This is a genomic window from Tindallia texcoconensis (assembly GCF_055383815.1).
Window position 1 is genome coordinate 2,749,191 of the sequence record NZ_AP042431.1, and the last position, 24,055, is coordinate 2,773,245.

The window sequence follows — 24,055 nt, forward strand, 5'->3', positions numbered from 1 at the left end:
AATGAAAATAATGGAAATGAGAGCCATAAGAGGTCCAAATTATTATAGTCGGCACCCAGTTATTTTTATGCAGTTGGATCTTGGGGAACTTGAAGAGAAACCTACGGATATGGTACCTGGATTCAAAGTCAATATGGCAGAAATGATGCCTAGTATGCAAGATCATAAATGTTCTCCTGGTGTGGAGGGAGGATTTTATGAACGACTTGTCAGAGGTACGTGGGCAGGTCATGTGGTAGAGCATGTGGCACTTGAGCTGCAATGCCTTGCTAGACATGAAGTGGCTTTTGGAAAAACATTTGACACCAAAGAGCCAGGAATTTATACCTTGGTTTATCGGTATGTAGATGAAAATGTTGGGATAAGAGCTGGAGAATTAGCCTTGGAGATTGTGGAAAAACTGTTTCAGGGAAAGACTACGGATGTAGAGCCATTAATAATTGAATTGAAAAAAACCGCTGAATATAGTCTTTTGGGGCCTTCTACACAATCTATCGTCAATGAAGCAACCAAACGAGGGATTTCTCACCTTAGGCTCAATAAACATAGCTATGTCCAATTAGAGCAAGGAGTTCATCAAAGAAGAATACAGGCCACCATGATGGATAATACCTCTGCCTTGGGGGTGGAAATTGCAGATGATAAAGAAAGCACAAAAGAACTATTATCATCTATGGGAATCCCAACCCCGGAAGGAAAATCTGTCAGTACAGTCAGTGAAGCCTTACAGGTAGCGGATGAAATCGGTTTTTCAATAGTAGTGAAACCTCTGAGTGGGAATCATGGTAGAGGGATAACGATTAATGTGACTAATACAGAAGAATTGATGATAGCTTTTCAAATGGCAGGTAAAATATGTGAGACTTGTATGATAGAAAAACACCTAGGTGGAAATGATTATCGAATTCTCGTCATTAACGGGAAATACGTAGCAGCAGCTCTTCGTGAACCTGCTTTTATTATCGGTAATGGGAGAGATACGATACAGGAACTTATTGATCAAGTGAATCAAGATCCTAATCGTGGAATTGGGCATGAAAAGAATCTGACTCAAATTTCTGTGGATTACATGACAGAGCGACTAATGGTGGTTCGGAATCTAACGCTTAACAGTGTTTTACCAAAAGAAGAAAAGGTATATATTAAATCAACGGCTAACCTTAGTGCTGGGGGAACGGCATTAGATGTCACAGAGAATGTTCACCCATTAAATAGGCTGATGGCTGAGAGGATTTCGAGAATTGTTGATCTAAATGTTATCGGAATTGATATTGTCGCAGATACGTTGGAAGAACCTCTTCAAAATGGCTCTACTGGTGTAGTAGAAGTCAATGCAGCTCCAGGATTTAGAATGCATCTTAATCCTACGAAAGGGATGCCACGAAACATATCGTATCATGTGGTAGATATGCTATTTCCACCAGGGATATCCCATGAAATTCCAATTATTGCCGTTACTGGAACGAATGGAAAAACCACCACCACCAGATTAATTTCACATATTTTGGGGCTTAATGGGAACACGGTTGGAATGACATCGACAGATGCGGTTATTATCGATAATATCCCCATTCTAAAAGGAGACTATAGTGGTCCGGAAGGTGCTAGAAAAGTTATGATGGATTCTACCATCGATCATGCTGTCCTAGAAGTAGCTAGAGGGGGAATCCTTCGTCGAGGACTTGGGTACAAAGAAAGTGATGTCGGAGTTTTGCTCAATATTTCTTCTGATCACTTGGGCGAAGGAGGAATAGATACATTAGAAGAGCTAACTCGACTGAAATCAACAGTGACAGAAGCAGTAAAACCTGATGGATATGCAGTATTCAATGCGGATGATCCCCGTGTTCTTTCTTGCTTAGATAAAACCAAAGGACAGCCTATTTTGTTTTCAAAAAATTCAAAGCATCCTGAGCTCACCCTGAATTATGAAAAAGGAAATTTAAACGTAACCATTGAAGATGGAAATCTTATCCTTCGAAAGAAAGGCTGGGCTTCCACTATTGCTAGTGTTATTGAAATTACAATTACCTTTGATGGGAATGCTGGGTTTAATATTGAAAATGTCATGGCTGCCACTGCAGCAGCGGCAGCGGTGGGTTTAAATGAGAAACAAATAAGAGCGGGCTTGGTAAGATTTAGTCCTTCCATAGGTCAGTCTCCAGGTAGAATGAACATCATCGATATGGATGAGTTTAAAGTAGTTGTTGATTATGGGCATAATATTGGAGCTATCAATGCGACGGGCGATTTCATCAAAGGCTTAATGCCAGGTAGAAAAATTCGTATGGCCGCCGGTGTTGGAAATAGAAGAGGAAATGACCTCATGGAATTTGGAAATGCGCTTTCAAAGTATTATGATCATATTATTCTTTGCGATTCGGATCCTAGGGAAAGAAATACTGGTGAAACGGCTGGAATTGTCGAAGAAGGGTTGAGAAAAGGTGGATTTAAAGAGAATATGATCACACGGGTCATGGATGAAAAGGAAGCCACTAGAATAGCGCTAGAAATGGCAAAATCAGGGGATCTTGTGGTACTGCAGGCAGATAACATTGATCAGGTAATTAACGACGTGCTAGCCTTTAAAAGGCAAGGGCAGATACAATAGGCAGTTGTTCTTGATGTGATTTGTGGAAAGAAGATATAGGATTTTAATGACATTCTTCAAATATATGATATAATATAAAGCAATGTGTAAATAATCATATAAACGATGATATCATTGAAAAGGAAGGGTTTTATTGTGATTAATGTAGTGAATTTAGGATTAAGCTATGGGGAGCAAAAGTTATTTGAAGATGTACAACTTCGTTTTTCGCCAGGGAACTGCTATGGTGTCATTGGTGCCAATGGCGCAGGTAAAAGTACGTTTTTACGAATTCTTTCTGGTGAAGTGGAGCCGAATACTGGGGATGTTCATATTTCTCCGGGTCTTCGCATGTCAGTTTTGAAGCAAGATCACTTTCAGTATGATCAAGTAGAAGTGTTAGAAACCGTTATTAGAGGAAACCAGCGCCTTTATGAGATTATGAAAGAAAAGGATGAGCTATATGCCAAGGCGGATTTCTCAGATGAAGATGGGATGAAGGCTGCTGATTTAGAAGCAGAATTTGCAGAGCTTAACGGATGGGAAGCAGAAGCAGAGGCATCATCGTTATTACAAGGCTTAGGCATTCCGACCACTTTGCACGACAAAAAAATGGAAGCGTTGCAAGGTGCAGAGAAAGTGAAAGTGCTTTTAGCACAAGCATTATTTGGGAACCCAGATATTTTGGTGCTTGATGAGCCGACAAACCACTTAGATATACATTCTATTCGTTGGTTGGAGGAGTTTTTGATTAACTTTTATGGGATTGTTATTTTTGTTTCTCATGATCGGTACTTCCTCAATAAAACCTGCACCCATATGGTAGATGTGGATTTTGGTAAAATTAAAATGTTTACAGGAAACTATGATTTTTGGTATGAATCTAGCCAGCTTGCAACACAAATGATGAAAGATCAAAATCGAAAAAAAGAAGAAAAAGTCAAGCAGTTGCAAGATTTTATTGCACGGTTTAGTGCAAATGCATCTAAATCTCGTCAAGCAACTTCCAGGAAAAAGATTCTCGAAAAAATAACCTTGGACGACATTCAGCCATCTACTCGTCGATATCCCTATGTTGGATTTAAGCCAGAAAGGGAAGTAGGAAAGGAAATTCTAATGGTTGAAGGCGTATCAAAGACCATTGACGGAGAAAAACTTTTGAACAATGTTAGTTTTGTTGTAGGAAAAGACGATAAAATTGCTTTTGTGGGTGACAATGAGCTGGCGAATACCACATTGATGAAAATTTTAGCTGGCGAAATGGAGCCAGATGAAGGAACTGTGAAGTGGGGAATTACAATTACTACGTCATACTTACCTAACGACAATGCCGCTTATTTTGATCGGGAAAATCTGAATCTTGTAGAATGGCTTCGTCAGTATTCAGAAGAAGAATCAGAAGTATATCTGAGAGGGTTTTTGGGTAAGATGTTGTTTTCTGGAGAGGAAGCGCTTAAAAAAGTAAAAGTGCTATCAGGTGGGGAACGCGTTCGTTGTATGCTTTCCAAAATGTTGTTAACCAACGCCAATGTACTCTTGCTGGACCAACCCACAAATCACTTGGATTTAGAGTCCATTACAGCCTTAAATAACGGGTTGAAAAATTTTCCTAGCAATGTGTTGTTTACCTCCCATGACCATCAGTTTATTGAGACCATTGCCAATAGGATTATTGAAATTACTTCTGAAGGGGCAACGGACTATAGAAAAACCTACGATGAGTATCTGGAATTAAAATCCAAAACAACCAAAAGTGCATAGAATAATGAATATATTCAAAAAAGCTGGCTCTAGGAGAGAGATCAGCTTTTTTGATGTTCGTTAAAGAATTATTAGGGTATTCTAACAAATGAGAAGTTGTGTCTGTTTCTTTAGAGTGATAAAATGTATTTTGACATATAAACAATTCGTGTTTTTCATGGAGGTGTCAGATGTTCGTTCTTAAACTTGAGTTTAAAAAAATCTTCCTGATTATGCTTAGTGTAATACTTTTGTTTTTAACGTTAGGAGGGTGTCAAAACGAAAACAAACAAGAAATATTTCTCACAGACACAGAACGTCAGTGGTTAGACGAACATCAGGGACAGATTACAGTAGGGCATACAACCGATTATCCCCCGGTAGAATTTTTGATAGATGGAGAGTATGTTGGAATTTCAGCTGATTACTTTCGTTTGTTGGAAAAAAAACTTGAAATTGATATTGAGATGGTTGCATATGATGAATGGCATGAACTTATGGAAGCTGCTGGAAAACGTGAGATTGCTGGCATAACCGCAGCTACAAAAACCCCTGAAAGAAGTGAATCTTTCAACTTTACAGTTCCTTATATTTTTAATCCAAATGTGATTATCACTAGAGAAAACTTTTCTGAAAAACTAAGCTTTGGGAAATTAGAGCATTCTAGCATGGAAGTTCTGGTAGTGGATGAATACGCAATCATCGAGTATTTAGAGGAAAATCATCCTGAACTTGATTTTCGAAAAGTGCCAACCGCCAGCGATGGATTGAGAAAAGTATCTTTTGGTGAGGCGGATGCAATGATTATTGAAGTAATGAGTGCGGCAGAAGCCATAGAACGCGACAATATTACTAATTTAATCGTGAACACGGAAACGCCCTACGAGTCCACGCTTTCCATTGCAACTCGTAATGATTGGCCTATTTTGAATGATGTTTTTAATAAAGGGTTGGCTCAAATAAACGAAGGAGAACGACGTGAAATTAGAGAAAAATGGGTTCTATTTGATCGTAGAAGCTTTTTTGAAAATCGATATTTTTGGATTGTAGTAGGAGTAGTGTTTGTTGTCCTAAGTACAACTGTGGTGACAGTAATTTTTTGGAATAAAGCCCTTCAAAAAGCAGTAACAGATAAAACCGTGGAGTTAGAAGCATCAAAAGAAGAATTAATGGAACAGTATCAGCAGCTTGAAATAACAGAAAAAAAGCTTTTGAAGGAAATTGAAATAAGAAAACTGTCGGAAGAGAAGATTAAGTATAAATCATACCATGATGATTTGACGGGTCTCTATAATAGAGCCTATTATAATGAACAATTAGCAAACCTTCAACATAGAGAGGAAATTCCCTTAGCCATTATGATGATTGATTTAAACGGTTTGAAAATTACAAACGATGCTTTAGGGCATCAAGAAGGAGATCGGCTATTGTCAAACGCAGCTAAGATAATTAAGTCTAGTTGTAGACAAGAGGATATTATCGCTCGAATAGGAGGCGATGAGTTTGTTGTTCTTTTGCCTGAAGCAACAGAGATAGACGTAAGAAAAGTGGCTGATAGAATTAAAAAAGCGTGTAAAGAAGCTGAAAAAGATCCTATTATGGTATCTTTAGCCATTGGGTGGGCGGTGAAAAATAGTGAACACATAAACCTGCAGACATTGTTTGAAGAAGCAGAAGATCATATGTATGAAAATAAAATGCTGGAAAATGAAAATGAACAAACTGGTATTTTGTATTCCATGAAAGAATTGCTGCGAGAAAATTCCAAAGAAACCTTTGAGCACAGCCAACGAATGCAGAACATAGCATTAAAAATGGGTGAATATATTGGGTTGGAATCACAGGACTTGAAGGCATTAGTGACACTAGCAGATCTTCATGATGTGGGAATGGTGGGGATTTCCAAGGAAATACTAAATAAATCAGGAAGGCTAACGGATGAAGAGTGGGAAAAAGTAAAGCGTCATCCAAGTCTTGGGTATAAAATTGTTAGCTCCACACCAAAACTCAGGCAAGTGGCAGAAGGTGTTCTTACTCATCATGAACATTGGAATGGTGAAGGATATCCACAAGGACTGAAAAAGGAAGAAATACCATTATTGGCCCGAATCATAACCATCGTGGATGCCTATGATGTAATGATTCATGATCAACCATATCAAAAAGCAAGGTCAAAAAAAGTCGCTATAGCAGAATTAAAAAAATGTTCTGGAACTCAGTTTGATCCAACCTTAGTAGATTCTTTGATAGCGATCCTTCAAGAAGAGGAAGGTGGCAAATGACAATCCCTTTACACAATTAATTTTATGAGAGATCTGCATAAGAAAAGGGACTAATTTAGTATAAGTAGTAGGAGACAAGCAATAAGGAGGTACTGTAATGGGTATAAAAATGAAATCTATGATATTATGCGGTATTGTGGCAATAAGTATCATAGGTGCAGTGACTTCTGTGGCACTCTTAGATGCAAGAGAAGCAGAAGTTAGGAGTAATGAACGGTATGTTGAAAGTCAGTTAGAGTTGGCGGCCAATAATATCAATACTTTTTTTAACGATAATATCAGCATTGTAGAGAATATTGAAGAAATGTTGACTGCAGCTATTGAAACAGATCACTTTCAAGTAGATACCTTTAATAGCATTCTGTTAAATCTAATAGAAAAGCATGATATTATCTATGGAGCTTGGATTCGTTTGGAAGATCCTAAATTTGCAGAAGAAGAAAGTGTTTATACAGAAACAGGAGTATATGACCCGTATTTCTATCGGGAAGGAGATAGCGTAGAATATGTAGGATTGGAAGCAGCTGGTTGGTTGGAAAATGAAGTTGATGGAGCTTTTTATTACGACGCCTATAGGTCAGGGGAAATTTATCTTTATGAACCAGTTATATGGGAAATTGATGGGCAAGACATTGAGATGGTCACCATTGCCTACCCTGTGATCGTAAATGGATCTATTGAAGGAGCAGTCGCTATAGATATTGAAACAACGGATATCAATAACTATATTTCTAGTTTAACCATTTACGACAGTGGCCACTATGAATTGGTTTATGATCAACAGTATGAGTCGGATAATTTTGTGGCTTTCAATGAAATTGCTCCAACCTATTCACTGGGCCATGAGTTGAACTGGAGACTGTATGTTGATATTCCACCAGAAGAAATGTTGGATTATCGTGATCGCTTAATAAAAATTAGTGCTATAGGAATAGTAGGAATAATTGTGGCAATTCTGTTACTAAATATGCTGTTGAATAATATTTTAAATCCAGTAGTATATTTAACCAAAAGAGTGCAGCTAATGTCTCGATATGACTTGTCTGGGCAGGATGATGAAAAAAGCATTGAAATTGGACGTCGTAACGATGAAATAGGAGCTATGGCAAGTGCGCTAACGACCATGAGACAAAATATTGTTGAACTTATAAAAGGGATTAACGACAATGCTATGCAATTAACCTCATCTTCAGAAGAGTTGAATGCTACGAGTCATCAAGTATCGATGTCAGCCACAGAAGTAGCGAAAACCATAGAAGAGATTTCTAAAGGGGCTGTTGAGCAAGCAGAAAACACAGAAGATGGAGCTCTTCGCATTAGACAGTTAGAGGAAAGGATTGAAAAAGAAAGCGAGATGATTAACTCGTTGAATCAAAGCTCTGAACAGGTTCATCTGATGCGTAAAGAAGGAGACGAATTAATTAGAAAAGTAGTGGAAAAAAACAATCAAAGCAATAACGCCGTCAGCGGAATTCGACAAGTAATTTTAAATACTAACGAAAGTGCCCAAAAAATTCAATCTGCAAGTCAAATGATTGAGAGCATCGCAGAACAAACAAATTTATTGGCATTGAATGCAGCCATAGAAGCGGCTAGAGCTGGTGAAAGCGGAAGAGGATTTGCTGTAGTAGCGGAAGAAATACGTAAGCTTGCGGAACAGTCCAATCAATTTGCTCAAGAAATTGATTCTGTTATTCATGATTTGACAGAGCAAACTGAGGGTGCTGTAAAGACTGTTGAGGAAGTTGCGGTCATAAGTGAAGAACAATCCAATGGAATTGATGGAACTAGTGAAAAATTCACAGGCATCGAAAAAGCAATTGATGCAATGAGAGAGAATATTCAAGAATTAACTGAGTCAGCTATGAGTATGCGTCAAAAGAAAGATGAAATTGTAGGAGTTATCGAAAATCTTTCGGCTATTTCAGAAGAAAATGCAGCAGGAACAGAGGAAGCTTCTGCATCTGTTGAGGAACAAACATCCTCTATGAATGAAATAGCTCAATCAAGTGAGAATTTAGCAGAAATGGCAGAAGAGATGAAGCATGCCATACAACAGTTTAAGATATAACCTTGCACAAAAAAGCATTGCTGCGGCGATGCTTTTTGTGAATTTTTATTTTGTAGTTGGTGTTAACTCCATGAGGGTATCAGAGAATGCCAAGAAAAAGGAGGAATACATATGGAAATAGTACTGGGATATGCTTGCTTAAATACAAGTGTTTTCATGAAGATGAAGAGCATGCGTTTAAAAACCTATCAAGTAAAAGGGAATTCTTATATGAAGGAGTTGGTGCTACATAATCTGAATTACCTATTAGAATGTCTAAAATGGAATAAAGCAAATAGTGTTTCTTTTTTTAGAGTATCTAGTGATTTGGTTCCTTTAGCTACGCATCAAGACATGACATTTAAGTGGCAGCAGGATCTGGATATTCTGAAAAAATGTCAGGAGATAAATTCTTATGCAAAAAATCATGAGATGAGATTGTCTATGCATCCAGGGCAGTACACATTGTTAAATACTCCGAAAGAAGAAGTTTTGAAAAAATCGATTGAAGATTTGGAATATCATAAAGAAATGGCAGTATTACTGGGTGTTACGGATATAATTATTCATGTTGGTGGTGTATACGGAGACAAGAAACAGGCGATCAACCGATGGATAAACGCTTATGAAACGTTATCCATCGGTGTTAAAGAACGACTTCGGCTGGAAAATGATGAAAAGAGCTATTCAATCCGAGAAGTGCTGGAAATTTCTGAAAGGACTGGAATTCCCATTGTTTTTGACTTTCACCATCATCGCATTCTTCCATCCATGGATACAGAAGAAGCTTTGATGAAAACCCTTGAAACCTGGGAGGGAATTGATATCCCAAAGGTTCACTTATCTTCTGGAAGAACATCTGATCGAGATTCCAAGCATCATGATTTAATACACTGGCTGGATTATATATGGCTATGGGAATGTTTTCAAAAAATACCGAAAAAACATCAAAAGATTAATTTGATGCTAGAAGCAAAAAAAAAGGAACAAGCTGTTTTGAGTTTGCGTCAAAATATGGAAACTCATCATCAATCTTGTTCATCGTAATTACTCAGTGAAAGCGCTTTAAAAAGATCCCTAAGGATTCATTAAATTGAGTTGATTTTTAACAGCACAAATGGTATTTACTACGGTGAAAATAATAACTTTTGCTAAGCTTGCAGTTGTATGATCTTGGTCGAAACGAGGAGATACTTCTGCAATATCAAAGCTAATGACCTTCCCGGACCGGAGGAATAGTTTTAGTATTTTTAATGCTAGTTCTGGATCAACGCCTAAGGGTTGTGCTGCACTGACACCTGGAGCAAAAGCCGTTGAAAAAACATCTGAACAGATGGTGAGGTAAATATGATTATTGCAATTGATGAAATCTTCTATCTTTTCGACGGTTTCCCAGTGGTCCGGCTTGGCCATTTCTGTAGCAAATAGATAGTGAACGCCTAAAGAATCCGCTGTTTTAAAAAGTTGGATCGTATTACTGTGGCGTTGAATTCCAGCACAAAAATAAGAAAAGGGTTGATTCATTTCTGCGTTTTCGTCGGCGATTTGCCGGAACATTGTACCAGAGCTGCCTCCATGTGTATAGGGCCTAAGATCAAAATGAGCATCGAGATTAAAAATACCAATTTGAGGATTTGCTTGTTTTTTCATTAGGGTTTTTCGTATTCCTCGGTAATGTCCAAGGGCTATTTCATGGCCACCTCCCAGAAGAATAGGGAATAGATTTAATTCTAATAATCTACTAACAGCTTCGGAAAGGATATGTTGGCTTTGTTCTAAATCTCCATTTTCGCAAAGAATATCTCCAGCATCAAATAGCATGACATCTTCCGTAAAATAGCAGGGAAGCTTTGCCAGTTCCCGACGAATCTCATCAGGTCCTTTTGAAGCTCCATGTCGTCCGTGGTTTCGTTGAATTCCCACATCAGATTTAAAACCTAAAAAGGCAAAACTTGTATTTTTTTGAACAGGGATATGAAGGCATCTAAGATCCAATTCTTGGACACACTGATGCCAACGAAATGCTAAAAAATTATCTTCACTATCTACTCGTCCTTGCCAATTCTCAGGGTTCATTTTTTTATAGCAATGGCTGAACATATAAAAATCCTTTCTTTGATAAAGTGTTCTCGTCCTATCTCTCTGGAAGTCATTATCAATTCAATTAGAAGTCATTATTTTTTAAGAAACCACACAATAAATATAGCACTGATAATGGTGTATACGCAAGTTTAGATACAAAACTTGCATAATAAAAATAAAGTGAAGTATTACTTGCAATTTTCTGCAGGACTGATATAATTAAGTCATATGGTAAACATAATTAAAACAAAAGGATAGGATTTAAATAGGAAAGGATGACAAAAATGGATCAAGGATGTCTAAAACTGGAAGACTCCAAGAGAGACGTATCACTGGAAAGAGCGAAAGAATTAAAAGGTCGAATTGAAGATTACTTAGTAGCAAGGGATCAGATTCCAAAAGGACTCGAGATGCAAGAGGTTATTCGAGAGAGAAAAGAAAAAATCAAACAAGTTTTAAATGCCACAGAAGAACAATGGAAAGATTACAAATGGCAGCTTAAAAACAGGGTGTCTGACATAGAGGTTTTGGGTAAGATTCTAAATTTGACAGATCTTGAGAAAAAAGAAATAAAAGAAGTTGGGGAAAAATTTAGATGGGCAGTTTCTCCGTATTACTTAAGTTTAATGGATCCAGACGATCGATTTGATCCAGTGAGGTTAATGGCCATTCCAGTACATCGTGAGTTAGAAGATCCATGTCATGATTTTGACCCCATGGGAGAAGAATTTACAAATCCTGCTGGAAGTATTACTCGTCGATATCCAGATCGACTCATTATAAACGTAACAAATGAATGTGCCATGTACTGTCGACACTGTCAACGTAGAAGAAATATTGGTGAAGAAGATGTTCCAAAAACAAAAGATGCACTGCAAGAGTCTATCGATTATATTAAAGAGTGTCCAGAAATCAGAGATGTGCTTATTACAGGTGGCGACTCTTTATGCTTGACGGATGAAACATTGGAGTGGATCCTAAAACAATTGAAAGCCATACCGCACGTGGAATATGTCCGACTAGGTAGTCGTACCTTAGTAACGATGCCTCAACGCATTACGGACGAATTCTGTGAAATGATTGAAAAATATCATCCGGTTTACATTAACACTCATTTTAATCATCCGGCAGAAATTAGCGAAGAAGCCAAAGAAGCTTGTGAGAAACTGGCTAAAGCTGGTGTTCCATTAGGAAATCAAGCAGTGTTGCTTAATGGTGTAAATAATGATAAATATGTAATGCGAGTTCTTAACCATGAATTATTAAAGTGTCGTGTAAGACCTTATTACATTTTTCATGCTAAGCATGTAGCCGGAACAACACACTTTAATACGTCCATAGACGATGGCTTAGAAATCATGGAATACTTACGAGGATATACTTCAGGTATGGCTATTCCAACTTTTATCCTTAATGCACCAAAAGGCCAAGGAAAAACACCGCTGTTCCCAGATTACTTGGTATCTAGAGGAAAAGATTATATTACCATCAGAACATGGGAAGGAAAAGTGATGGAATACGAGAATCATGAATCAAAGGATATTCGAGAATTAATTTAATACATTGATGAAGTAAAGGTAAAAAGCAGTTTCATCAAAGGAGAATGTATCCTTTGTTGGAACTGCTTTTGGTTTGCAGGAAACTCTCTAAAGTGTTGATTCTAAAGTGGAGTTTAAAGAATTATTAAGACCTTTTGTGAAAGTAAGCTGATAAACATTTAAGCCAGAAGCTCTGAAGTTGGCAGCACAGCCCATTAAATAAAGTTTCCACATTCGGGCAAATCGATCATCGTATTTATGGACTACCCAGTCCCATGCTTTTAGATAATTTTCAAGCCAGTGGTCCAAGGTTTTGGCATAATGCAAACGGAGGCTTTCAGCATGAAGCAAATGAAAGTCATAATCTGGCAGTAGTCCAATGGTTTCTCTGAGAGAAGGAATATATCCACCCGGAAAAATATAGCGACGTATCCAGCTGTTGACTGGTGCTTCACGTGGGCCCATGATGCTGTGGAGTAGTGATAACCCACCAGGTTTTAAAAGTTGTTTCACTTTTTCCATGTATATTGGAAGGTTTTGTTTTCCAACATGTTCAAACATTCCTATGCTAACGACCTTATCAAAAGTGTTGATTTCTTCTAAATCCATGTAATTTTGAAGTCGGACAGAAATCTGATTTTCTAAATGATACTCTTTAATGCGTCTTTGTGTAGACTCGTATTGTTCTTGACTGAGGGTTACGCCAGTAGCATGGACTCCGTAATCTCGGGCGGCATGAATTAACAACCAGCCCCATCCGCTTCCAATATCAAGCAGTTTTTCGCCTGGTTGCAGTTGGAGTTTCTTCAGACAATGATCGATTTTTTGAATCTGAGCTTGATAGAGACTGTCTTCTGGGTGTTTGAAATAGCCGCAAGAATAACTCATAGACTGATCCAGCCATTGAGAAAAGAATTCGTTGCCAAGATCATAATGATGCTGAATATTCTCTTTTTCTTCTGATGTATCATGAACCTGTCCTATGACTTCCGCTGCTTTGTTTAGTATTCCTTTGTTTCCTAGTGGTGCCAATAAATCGTTCTTAACCATTAAGCGTATTACATCATCAAAGTTACCTTCGAAATCAATTAAGCCATCCATATAGGCTTCTCCAAAAACCATAATAGGATCCGTTAGATTTGTTGACATCGGTAGCGGATGATGAAAGATAATGGAAAAAGTAGGAGTTCCGTTATTATAGGAACACTTTTGTCCATCCCAAAAGCCTACGGTGAAAGGGATGTGATGCAAGGTCTTAAAGAATGTTTGAAGTAAATGTTTTTTCATCAATATCCTCCTTTATAACAAATAATAAGTTTAGACCCTTATTATTTGCCTACCCAAGTTATCAAAAGTTACACTGTTCTGAATTGAATTTTAAAAAATTCTCATTTAATTGGCTAGGAAATTGAAAAGAAGTTGTTTAATTGAATTGGATGGAAGACATAAATGAAAGAGTAGAAGGGAAAGGGGGGATATTATTTTGTTGCAATAAAATAATGAGAAGGATACACTAGAGTTATCAAAGACTACAAACACGTCATAGTGGGAAAGGGATGAGCAGCATATGACAAGTATTCGAACAAAACTTTTGATTTTGATGATGACTATAAGTCTTGTGATTACTTTTGCGACCAGTTTATCGGCTCAGAGGGTGAATCGTCAAGTTGTGATACAGGAAACACAAAAAACACTTGAAGTCATGGCTCGAGAAGGTGCTGAGAAGCTATCGCTGATCATTGAAATGCAGTGGAACCTTTTAGAAACTATGGCAGCCCAGGATGTTTTTGTGAATGGCACCACGGAACAACAGTTAGACTATTTACGCCGAGAGAGAGATCGATTAGGTTTTGATGAGTTTGCAATTATTAACTCCAAGGGAGAAGCAATATATACTGATGGAACACAAGTTAATTTGTTAGATCGTTCTCATATTCAACGAGCGCTGACTGGACAACGATCAATTTCAGATGTTTTAATATCTCGAATTACGGGTGATTATTTTGTGTCAATACAGGTTCCTTTAAAAACATCGGATGGTACACCAGCAGCTTTGTATCTTCGGAATGATGGCTCGATGATCAATGAGCTTGTAAAAGAAATCCAAACGGAACTTCAAGGCTTTGCATATATTGTCAATGATTTTGGAGCCTTTCAAGCTTATCCACAAAAGCCGGATATCGTTTATCAAAGAGAAACCCTTGAAACTCAGGCGAGAGCATTTCCTGAATATGAACAGCGACGTGACTTTATACGCCAAGCCATGGGAGAACCTTATGGATTTGGGAGCTATTCTGTGGGAGATGAAGGGTTTTTTATGGGCTATGCTAAAGTTCCAAATACACAGTTTACTCTTTTAGCTGGAGCTGCAGAAGTAGATGTAATGCAACCTATGGCCATCTTTCGCAATAATTTTTATCCGATTATTTTCACGATACTGGTTTTTGCTGCTTTGACAGCCATTTTTCTTGCGAGAAATTTATCTAGGCCGATGCTTAAATTAGAAAAATTATTTGCAAAAGCTGCAGATGGAGATTTGACCGTTAGAGCTGATTTTCATTATAAAGATGAAATTGAAAAAGCTGGAAAAAGCTTTAATCGAATGATGGAAAAAATCAATGAGCTTACTTACTATGATCCAGTTACGGATCTACCAAATCATCGCAGCATTGAAAAAAAGTTTCCTGAACATGAAAAAACACAGTTCAATGATAATGAGAGCCACTCTATTATGGTAATTGCAGCAGATAAATTTGGCCGAATGAATGAAAAATATGGTTATCATCAAGGGAATAAACTTTTGAAAATGATTGGAGAGAGAATAAAGATCAATCTTTGTCGGGGTTGTGATCTGTATAGAGGGCTTAGTGATGAGTTTATTATTCTATGTAGTGAGCATGCCCCCCAAGAAACGCCAGTGAAGGTGGCAGAGTCTTTTTTAAATGAAATTCACCACCCTTTTTGGCTTGATGGAGAAGAGCATCGTATTTCTTTTAGTGTTGGAATTGCTGTTTATCCAGATCATGGATATACAGAACAGGAGCTTCTTAAAAATGCTGGTTTTGCAAAAAACATCGCAAAAGAAAATGGAGGCAGGCAAATTCAATTATTTGATCCTGGAACCATGGATCAAATTATGAATCAACGACAGTTGGAGGCAGATCTCTCTTTATCCATAGAAAAAAATGAGTTGTTTCTGGAATATCAACCACTTATTTCCTTAATAGACGGCAGTGTTAAGGGAATGGAAGCGTTGCTTCGATGGAATCATCCTGAATATGGTCGTGTGGCACCTGATCATTTTATTCCCATAGCAGAGAGATCTGGAATGATTCGAAAAATTGGAAAATGGGTACTGATGGAAGCTTGTAATCAAAGGCAAAAATGGAGTGAAATAGGTATACAGCCAGGTCTCATGGCTATCAATGTTTCTTCAAAGCACTTTAGTAGCGACGAATTTCTGCTGGAAGTAAAAGAAGTACTTCGTAAGACAGGAATTCCAGCTGGTTCTTTAGAGCTTGAATTAACAGAAAGTACAGTGATTCAAGATGTGGAAAGTAGTGTGTTGAAGCTGCGAATTTTGCAGGAAGAAGGAATTCGCATATCTATCGATGACTTTGGAACTGGATATTCGTCCCTCAGTTATTTGGTGCAATTCCCAGTGAATACGCTTAAAATTGATCGTTCCTTTATTATGAACTTAGATTGCGGAAAGCAAAATAGAGATATAGCTTCTACAATTATTGCAATGGGAAAAACGCTAGAGCTTTCTTTGGTGGCAGAGGGAATAGAAACAAAAGAACAACTTTTATTTGTTCAAAAGGAAGAATGTCACTTAGGTCAAGGGTATTATTTCAGTCCTCCAATATCGGCAGAAAAAATGAAAAAAATGCTTTTGGAAGTTGATTTTACTGTGAAATGACTAGATGCAAAAAATGAAATGAATAACCTTTTCGTTATGTTGACTCTAATATTCCTATCATTTCTTTTAGAGATTCCTTTAAAAGCCTACGGTACTGCTTCAACACAGAAGATTTCTTTTTTCGACTGGACACAATAAAGTTAATTTTGTCGTTGAAAATCAGATATCGGACAGCAAATCCTTCCTTTGTTGAAGGACCGTATCCAGCGTAGCGCATCCCTAAAGAGCTGCTAGTACTGGTGGAATAAGTGTTAGCTGTTATGACCTGATAGCCTGGAGAGGTAAAAATAGCTGGGAGTGGTTGCTCTGGAAACATTTGTTGATGCATTTTTTTTAGACCAAAAAAATGGCGATCGATACCCTGACCATTTTTGCATTCGTTGATCCGCTCCACGTGTTTTAAAGACGCTGTTTTTAATGTTTCGATGCAGGGGAGGCGAAGAAATTCTAGAGATGCATGGGTTACAGGTCTCATGGCTTCGGTACGACCATGGAGGAACTGCTTTGTCATGACGGATTCATAAACATTAAAAGCTTTTCCAAAGGCTTTATGTTGAGCCATTTGGATGCCGATCTGAATAAAACTGTCTGGACTGATGCCTAGAGATTTGATTTTTTCTTTTCCAAAATCTGTAAAGGAGAGGACTTGAAATACAAAATCTTCATTGGATTGTTGATTGAGATTCAGGGCTTCTTGCATTTCTTTTTTCAGCACTTCATCTAACACAAAGGATAGTTCACTGGGATGAGACGCTGTTATTTGATTGTTTATGACAGCTTCTTTTTTTATGGGTGCCATATGTTTGTATAAGTAGCCAACAAGGCGACCTAAAGTAGTACCATCTACTCCTGAGTGTTCATAGTTAATGCCCAGATCTCCATTTTTGTTTAGAATGAACTGAAGAGATTTGTCATACCAGCGATTGAAAGGGTTTGAAAAGAAGAAATCCTTGAAAAGCTGGGATTCGTCTTTGGGATAATCATCATCAACGATGAAAACAGCCAGTGCACTCTCTATTGCTTCTAAATGATGTTTATTTTCGAGACTTAGATTAATTAAATGGGTCCGAAATTCTGACCATTTAGGTCTAGGAAGACTGGTTAGGACACCAGGAACCATGGTTTTCTGTTGGCTAGGAGCATCGAGAATGTTCTGGAATTGATGAAGAAGAGTGGATGCATCAACTTTTTCTCGGTTCTCCTTCAGTACAAAGATACGATGATAAGATCCTTTGTGTATGAAGATAATGTGTCGGGAGATAGGGTCTGTTAGGAGGGAATCCCTAGTTACTCCTGGGATTCTGGTAGTAGCCAGCAGCGTTGTATATTGTGACATGCAAAGAGGATATTTTCCTTGAAAATCTACTGCCAATGACTTGTTAAGAATTTCTTGGTGGAAGGGTAGGATTTGGTAAATCAAGCTGGCAAGAAATTCAGCAGTGGATAGATTTTTTACGCTTTCATTTTTATCGAGGATAAACGTAACGTTGCTACTGGTAGGTAAAGGAGATTGGTTGCATAGATAAGTATCCGCCCAGAAGTTTTCAAGCCAGTTAGGAATATCAGGATTTTGAGCCATTTGTTCTAGCTTTTTTTGTAAAGTCGGACCTGGTCCTGATGATTCAGTGAACGCTTGAAGAGCCTCTTGGGTATGGATGAGTTCTTGCTCAGATAGAAAAATAGCACTCCATTCCAGTAGTTTTCGACTACTTTCTTCTAAAGCTGGTAACGGTAATCGTGGAAGGTCATTCTGATGGGCGTACATATTCATAAGTTGTCCTCCGATCTTTATGATAGTGAGTAGTAAATACCCTTTTTCAAAAAAGTCTATCAATTTATTTTAGTTTAATTGGAAATAGGGTGAAGGTCCAATCGTTGAATAAGTGAAGGACAGTAGGTATAATGAGAATATGAGTTGAAAATAGTTGGAGGTGAAGAAGATGCGCTTCATTCATACATCGGACTGGCATCTAGGAAAAGTATTGAAAGAACAATCCCTATTGGAAGACCAACGGTATATGCTAAATCAATTGATAGAAATAGTAGAAAAAGAGCAACCAGATGCGGTTATAATAGCGGGTGATCTTTATGATCAATCAATACCATCTGCAGAAGCAATTAAATTGCTAGATCAGGTATTACATCGTTTGGTGATAGATTTAAAAACCCCAGTTTTAGCGATTGCAGGCAATCATGATAGTGCTGAGAGAACAGGTTTTGGGAATCGATTGATGCAGGCTACTGGATATCATATTGTTGGAAGCCTGAGAGAAGCTTTTCAACCAGTCATGATAGAAGATGAATACGGTCCAGTGCAGGTGTTTCTTTTGCCTTATGCTACGCTTGGGTTGGTGAGAGATTATTTTCAGCTTGATCAAACTCCTACCTATAGAGAAGCTTATGAACTGATGATTACTACAATTCAGGAAAAAATTGATTCCAGTCTTCGTGCAATCCTGGTGACTCATGCTTTTGTTACTCCAGGAGGTGTTAAAATGGAGCCTACCTCAGATTCAGAGCGACAGTTGACGGCTATTGGAGGGATGGAACAAGTTCCATCAGAAATTTTTGATACTTTTCATTATGTGGCCTTAGGGCATCTTCACCGAGAAATGATGGTATCAAATCCTAAAATTCGATACTCTGGCTCACCCTTAAAATATTCCATCAGTGAAGAACATCATCAAAAAGGATTTCAAATAGTGGAACTGGATGCAAACGGGGGTGTTCAGGTCTGTTTTGTGCCAACAATACCATTACGTGATCTTAAGACCGTGGAAGGATATCTTCATGAGATATTAGAACATGATAAGTCGGAAGATTATGTGTTTATCAAATTATTAGATCCAGGATTGGTGCTTGATGCTATGGAAAGAATCCGGTCTGTATACCCAAAGGCTCTTCATGTGGGTCGAGTAGATAGTAGAAGAGAATTATCTGAAACCTTGATGAATCGGGAAGACGTAGGTCATAAATCTCCCATAGAAATCATTACAAATTTTTACACCTATGTTCAAGGTCAAGAATTGGATGAAGCTTCCATGGAGATCATGAAAGAGTTGCTGGAAGAATTGTTTAGTGAAGAAAGGGTGGAGACTGTATGATTCTAAATCAGCTAAGGGTCTGTGCCTTGGGGCCATATAAAGAAGAGGAAACGATATGTTTTGAGAAACTTAATAAAGCGAAACTTTTTGCCATTAGCGGTAATACAGGAGCTGGAAAAACTGCCATATTTGATGGGGTTTGTTTTGCGTTATACGGAAAAGCTAGTGGACAGCATCGTAATAATGTGGAAGAGATTCGATGTGTTCATGCTAATGATGAAACCTATACGGAAGCAGTGCTGGAGTTTAGCCTTCGGAATCAACAATATCGAGCGAGACGTCAGATGGGCCATGTTAAAAAAAACAATAAAACAAAAACTGGTGGAGCCAATGAATTGCATCGGTGGGTTTCCTCTGGTGCTGATAAAGAAGGTCGATGGGAATCCATGCTGGAATCTGGAAAAGTGAATGAAATGAATGAAAGAATAATAGAATTGGTGGGCTTGGACGATCATCAGTTTCGTCAGATTGTGATGCTGCCCCAGGGTGAATTCGAGAAATTACTGCTGGCCAAGGCAGAAGATAAAAAGGGGATTTTGCGTAAGATTTTCAATACTAGTTTATATCAACGTTTTACGGAAAAGCTGGATCGGCGGCGAAGAGAGGCGGATAAAGCTTACCATGTTCATCAACAGAATATTCAATTGTATGAAAATAGCTTGTATGAATTACTGAAAGAAGAAGCATTAGAAATACATGCTCTCTTTGCAAGGCCAGATCGAAATCCTATTCAGGTTTTGGAAGCTTTGAATCAAGATATCAAAACATTGGGAAGGCTCATAACGAAGGATGAAAAGCAGCTGACAGAAATGGAAAGAGAAATAAAGAAAGCAGACGAATACTATCATAAAGCCAAGCAAGATAATGAAAGATTAGAAGAGCTGGAAAAGCAACAACAAATGATGGAACTATTAAAGCAAGAAAAAAAAGAAAAAGATTATCAACAAATTAATCTGACATTAGCACAAAAGGCACAAAAAATCGACTATTTTCATCGTCGACGACAAGAAACCCACCAGGAATACGAAAAAAAACAGAAAATCCTTGCGGAGATGAGCGGATTACTTGAAAAAGCAAAAAAACAATGGGAAGAAGATGAAAAGCAATGGGAAATACTGAAACAAGAAAAAGATGAGATGTTAAAACAGCAGGAAGAGTTGATTCGGCTTAATGGATATCTCCCAAAGGTAAAAAAAATGACGGAAGTCATGGAAGAAATCCGATTTCATCAAGAATTAAAAGGAAAGATGCAAAAAAAACATACACAAATGAAACTGGAGTTAGAGGAAAAGCAGCATGCTATAGAGCGGTTGTCTGAAGAGCGGGATAAAATTGCCGCTGTATTGGAGAAAGAGACAGATATATATCAACAACAAAATCAATTGCTGCGTCAGAAAGAAAATTTAAAAGAAGCATTAATACGAGTGAAAGAAATAAAAAAACTTCAAGAGAAAAAGAAAGATGCAGAAAACAAGTATCATGAATGCAAAAAAAAGGCTGACAAGATGGAAACATCCTGGATGGAAAGTCAGGCTTTCTTATTAGCAAAAAGTCTAAAAGAAGGAGATATGTGTCCAGTATGTGGAAGTACAGAGCATCCTCAGAAAGCACTTTCTTCTGGAGACCAGATTGGCAAAGAGGATTTAGAGTTTATTAGAATAAAGTTGTCAGAAGCTGGTGAAATATGTGCCACTATCAATACAAAACTTGAAGAAAAGGAAAAAGCGTTGAAAAAAACCTTGGTAAACCTTGAACAAGAAGTTGCTGATACTGAACAGCTGCAAGTTTTAGAAGAACAGGTGAATGAAAAAATCCACGAGATTTATCAATTCCAGCAAGAGATAGTTGTCAGTAAAAAAAGAAATGAGACAATCAAAAAAGTGATGGAAGAACATCAAAAAGAAATAAAAGCACTAATAGGAGAGTTAGAAACCCATTCTAAAAAGGTGCAAAAATTGGAAGAGGAGATTGCTTTATATCAGGGAAAAAGAAAGAGCATAGAGGAGGAGGTTCCTCCAAATTTACTGGAACTAAGTGAGCTGGAAAAAAAGATAAAAACATTGAAAAGCCAAGTGGAAAAATGGCAAACAGCATTCCAAAATACCGAAGAAAAAAAGAATACATCCAAGGAAGCATTGGTTGTAGCTACCTCTAATTTGAAGAATGCTGAAGAAAATGCCAAGGAAGCAAAAGAATGCATGAAGGAGTCCAAGTGTAAATGGATGGCGAGTAGAAAAAAAGAGGGCTTTGATACGGATGAGGATTTTATCGATGCTCATATGCAAGAGGAGCAACTCAAACAAATTCAGGATGAACTTCAGGATTATCAAGAGCGATGGAAGCTTACAGAGGAAACCATTCGAAAAATGGAAGTAGATTTAAAGAATGTAAAAAAAGCAAACTTAAGGTCCTTGGATCAGCATCGGCAACAAATTAGAGAAGAACATAAATCCCTTCAATTGGCAATCGGTCACAGGAGTTTAATTGTAAAAGAAAGCGTACGTCTATCAGAATCCATTGAAAATGAATGGGGAATTCTGAAAAAAGTGGAAGAAAATAGGAATCGGATTACAGATCTTTATGCCAATGCAAATGGGACAGGAAATGACCAGAAACTAGCACTAGAAACCTATGTACTACAGCATTACTTTCAAAGGGTTTTGGTGGCAGCTAACCAACGTTTGGATGAGCTGACTATGGGGCGGTATCAATTGGTTACGGATGAAGAAAAAGAAAAGCACGGAGGACGCAGTGGTTTAGGGATAGCAGTGATAGACTCTTTTAATGAACAGAATCGTAGTGTTCGAACTCTTTCTGGTGGCGAGAAATTCAACGCTTCATTATGCCTGGCTTTGGGTCTTTTTGATGTTATTCAGAGTGAAAGCGGTGGAACGGAGATGAAGACGATGTTTATTGATGAAGGGTTCGGATCTCTGGATTCTCATGAATCATTGCCACGTGCCATTCAAATGCTGAATAGAATTCAGGAAACCGGCAGGGTGATTGGTGTGATTTCCCATGTAGGAGAAATACGGGAACAGCTGCCGGCAGTCCTAGAAGTTCATAAAAGACCAGATGGAACGAGTACTACAAATGTTCGTATCAATTAAACTACCTTTGTTGTCCAATCTTCACAATTCCAAATTTCTGTCACTACATCTTGATAAAATTCTGGCTCATGGCTGATGAGAAGGATGGTTCCTTTATAGGCTTGAAGGGCACGCTTTAATTCTTCTTTGGCATCCACATCTAGATGGTTGGTGGGTTCGTCTAACACTAATATATTGGTTTCTTTGTTCATTAGCTTGCAAAGACGAACCTTGGCCTGCTCACCTCCACTTAATACTCGAACTTGACTTTCAATATGCTTGGTGGTGAGACCGCATTTTGCCAGAGCGCTTCTAACTTCCCGTTGGTTAAGGCTTGGAAACACTTGCCAAACTTCTTCGATGCAGGTATTGGTGTTAGCTTCTTTTATTTCTTGTTCAAAATATCCAATGCTAAGAAAATCGCCTTCTTCCACTATTCCTTCAACAGGCTTGATTTCCCCTAGTAGGCTGCGCAATAGTGTTGTTTTACCAAGGCCATTAGCCCCTACCAAGGCAACTTTGTGGTTTCGTTCTAGGGTTAGGTTTAGAGGTCTTGTAAGAGGTTCATCATAGCCTATAACTAGATCCTGGGCTTTGAAAATGAGTTTGCCTGGTGTTCGAGCTGTTAAGAAGTGAAACTCTGGCTTAGGTTTCTCTTGTGCTAGCTGTATGACATCCATCTTGTCCAGTTTTTTCTGGCGAGACATGGCCATGTTACGGGTGGCAACTCTAGCCTTATTGCGTGCAACAAAATCTTTTAAGGTGCTGATTTCTTGTTGTTGTTTCTTGTAGGCTGCGTTTAATTGTTCTTTTTTAGCCTGATGAATTTGCAAAAATTGATCGTAGCTGCCAGGATAGCGCTCCATTTTTTGATTTTCCATATGATAAATTACATTTACCACGCTGTCTAGAAAAGGAATATCATGAGAAATTAGGATAAAGGCGTTTTCGTAGCCTTGTAAATAACGCCGAAGCCACTCGATATGTGCTTCATCTAGATAATTGGTAGGTTCATCTAAAAGAAGGATTTCAGGTTTTTCCAAAAGCAGCTTAGCCAGTAGGATTTTTGTTCGTTGTCCACCACTAAGATCATCTACTATTTTCTCTAATCCAATTTCTGTTAAGCCCAGACCTTGAGCCACTTCTTCCACTTTTGAATCGATGATATAAAAATCATTTTGATCCAGCAAATCCTGTAGGGTACCAACTTCTTCCAACATAGTCTTTAATTCTTCATCCGAAGCATCTCCCATTTGTTCATATAAGTGATTCACTTCAGATTCCAGATCAAATAAATATTGAAAAGCACCTTTTAAGGCATCTCGCATAGTCATATTTTTATCCAGTTCTGTGTGTTGATCCAGATATCCCACACGAACCCGTTTAGCCCAGTGAATGGTGCCGTTGTCTGGTTCTAGTTTTCCTGTGATCATATTCATAAAGCTTGATTTACCCTCACCATTGGCACCAATCAGTCCAATATGTTCACCCTTCAATAGACGAAATGATACATCGTCAAAAATGGCTCTGTCACCAAAACCATGGCTTAGATTTTTTACTGTTAACAAACTCATTATTTACGCTCCTTCATCTTAGTTAAAGTCAGTTGATCTCATATAAACCAAAGTTATTATACCATAATTCATGGCATTTCAAGG

13 protein-coding genes are annotated in these 24,055 nt (G+C 38.0%); 9 read left to right on the forward strand and 4 right to left on the reverse strand.

All coding sequences use genetic code 11. The features are described from left to right. The first annotated feature begins 1 nt into the window (after window position 1). The 5 genes from cphA (at window position 2) to uvsE (ending at window position 9,709) form a co-directional block, all read left to right on the forward strand. Window positions 2-2,611, forward strand: a complete 2,610-nt coding sequence (gene cphA / locus ACZ47N_RS12455; RefSeq protein ID WP_464886870.1) for a cyanophycin synthetase — start codon at window positions 2-4, stop codon at window positions 2,609-2,611. Window positions 2,612-2,746: 135 nt separating this feature from the next. Beyond that, entirely contained in the window at window positions 2,747-4,351 is a 1,605-nt protein-coding gene (locus tag ACZ47N_RS12460; RefSeq protein WP_464886871.1) for an ABC-F family ATP-binding cassette domain-containing protein, read from the forward strand. A 170-nt stretch (window positions 4,352-4,521) separates the two neighbouring features. After that, entirely contained in the window at window positions 4,522-6,612 is a 2,091-nt protein-coding gene (locus ACZ47N_RS12465) for a diguanylate cyclase domain-containing protein (protein ID WP_464886872.1), read from the forward strand. Between the two features lie 97 nt (window positions 6,613-6,709). Continuing rightward, complete coding sequence (locus tag ACZ47N_RS12470) at window positions 6,710-8,683, forward strand: methyl-accepting chemotaxis protein (RefSeq protein ID WP_464886873.1); 1,974 nt, start codon at window positions 6,710-6,712, stop codon at window positions 8,681-8,683. 111 nt (window positions 8,684-8,794) lie between these two features. After that, window positions 8,795-9,709: a UV DNA damage repair endonuclease UvsE gene (gene uvsE, locus ACZ47N_RS12475; protein WP_464886874.1), complete on the forward strand. Its 915-nt coding sequence runs from the start codon at window positions 8,795-8,797 to the stop codon at window positions 9,707-9,709. Between the two features lie 30 nt (window positions 9,710-9,739). Here uvsE and hutG read toward each other — a convergent pair whose 3' ends face one another. After that, a complete protein-coding gene (hutG, locus tag ACZ47N_RS12480) occupies window positions 9,740-10,762 on the reverse strand; it encodes a formimidoylglutamase (RefSeq protein WP_464886875.1) in 1,023 nt (340 codons plus the stop codon). 266 nt (window positions 10,763-11,028) lie between these two features. On the opposite strand from hutG, the gene eam reads away from it, so the two are divergent. After that, window positions 11,029-12,303, forward strand: coding sequence for a glutamate 2,3-aminomutase (gene eam, locus ACZ47N_RS12485; RefSeq protein ID WP_464886876.1), 1,275 nt, complete (start codon window positions 11,029-11,031; stop codon window positions 12,301-12,303). Between the two features lie 87 nt (window positions 12,304-12,390). Here eam and ACZ47N_RS12490 read toward each other — a convergent pair whose 3' ends face one another. Further along, complete coding sequence (locus ACZ47N_RS12490; RefSeq protein WP_464886877.1) at window positions 12,391-13,569, reverse strand: class I SAM-dependent methyltransferase; 1,179 nt, start codon at window positions 13,567-13,569, stop codon at window positions 12,391-12,393. Window positions 13,570-13,849: 280 nt separating this feature from the next. Here ACZ47N_RS12490 and ACZ47N_RS12495 point away from each other — a divergent pair, with 280 nt between their 5' ends. After that, complete coding sequence (locus ACZ47N_RS12495) at window positions 13,850-16,204, forward strand: EAL domain-containing protein (protein ID WP_464886878.1); 2,355 nt, start codon at window positions 13,850-13,852, stop codon at window positions 16,202-16,204. Between the two features lie 34 nt (window positions 16,205-16,238). Here the strand turns inward: ACZ47N_RS12495 and ACZ47N_RS12500 are convergent, their stop codons facing one another. After that, window positions 16,239-17,975, reverse strand: coding sequence for a choline/carnitine O-acyltransferase (locus tag ACZ47N_RS12500; protein WP_464886879.1), 1,737 nt, complete (start codon window positions 17,973-17,975; stop codon window positions 16,239-16,241). A 169-nt stretch (window positions 17,976-18,144) separates the two neighbouring features. Here ACZ47N_RS12500 and ACZ47N_RS12505 point away from each other — a divergent pair, with 169 nt between their 5' ends. After that, on the forward strand, window positions 18,145-19,308 hold the full coding sequence (locus ACZ47N_RS12505; RefSeq protein ID WP_464886880.1) for an exonuclease SbcCD subunit D: 1,164 nt from the start codon (window positions 18,145-18,147) through the stop codon (window positions 19,306-19,308). Then, complete coding sequence (locus ACZ47N_RS12510) at window positions 19,305-22,418, forward strand: SbcC/MukB-like Walker B domain-containing protein (protein WP_464886881.1); 3,114 nt, start codon at window positions 19,305-19,307, stop codon at window positions 22,416-22,418. Before ACZ47N_RS12505 ends, ACZ47N_RS12510 begins: the two co-directional genes overlap by 4 nt. Here ACZ47N_RS12510 and ACZ47N_RS12515 read toward each other — a convergent pair. Further along, window positions 22,415-23,971, reverse strand: a complete 1,557-nt coding sequence (locus ACZ47N_RS12515) for an ABC-F family ATP-binding cassette domain-containing protein (RefSeq protein ID WP_464886882.1) — start codon at window positions 23,969-23,971, stop codon at window positions 22,415-22,417. The two genes, ACZ47N_RS12510 and ACZ47N_RS12515, sit on opposite strands and share 4 nt — an antisense overlap. Window positions 23,972-24,055 lie beyond the last annotated feature (84 nt).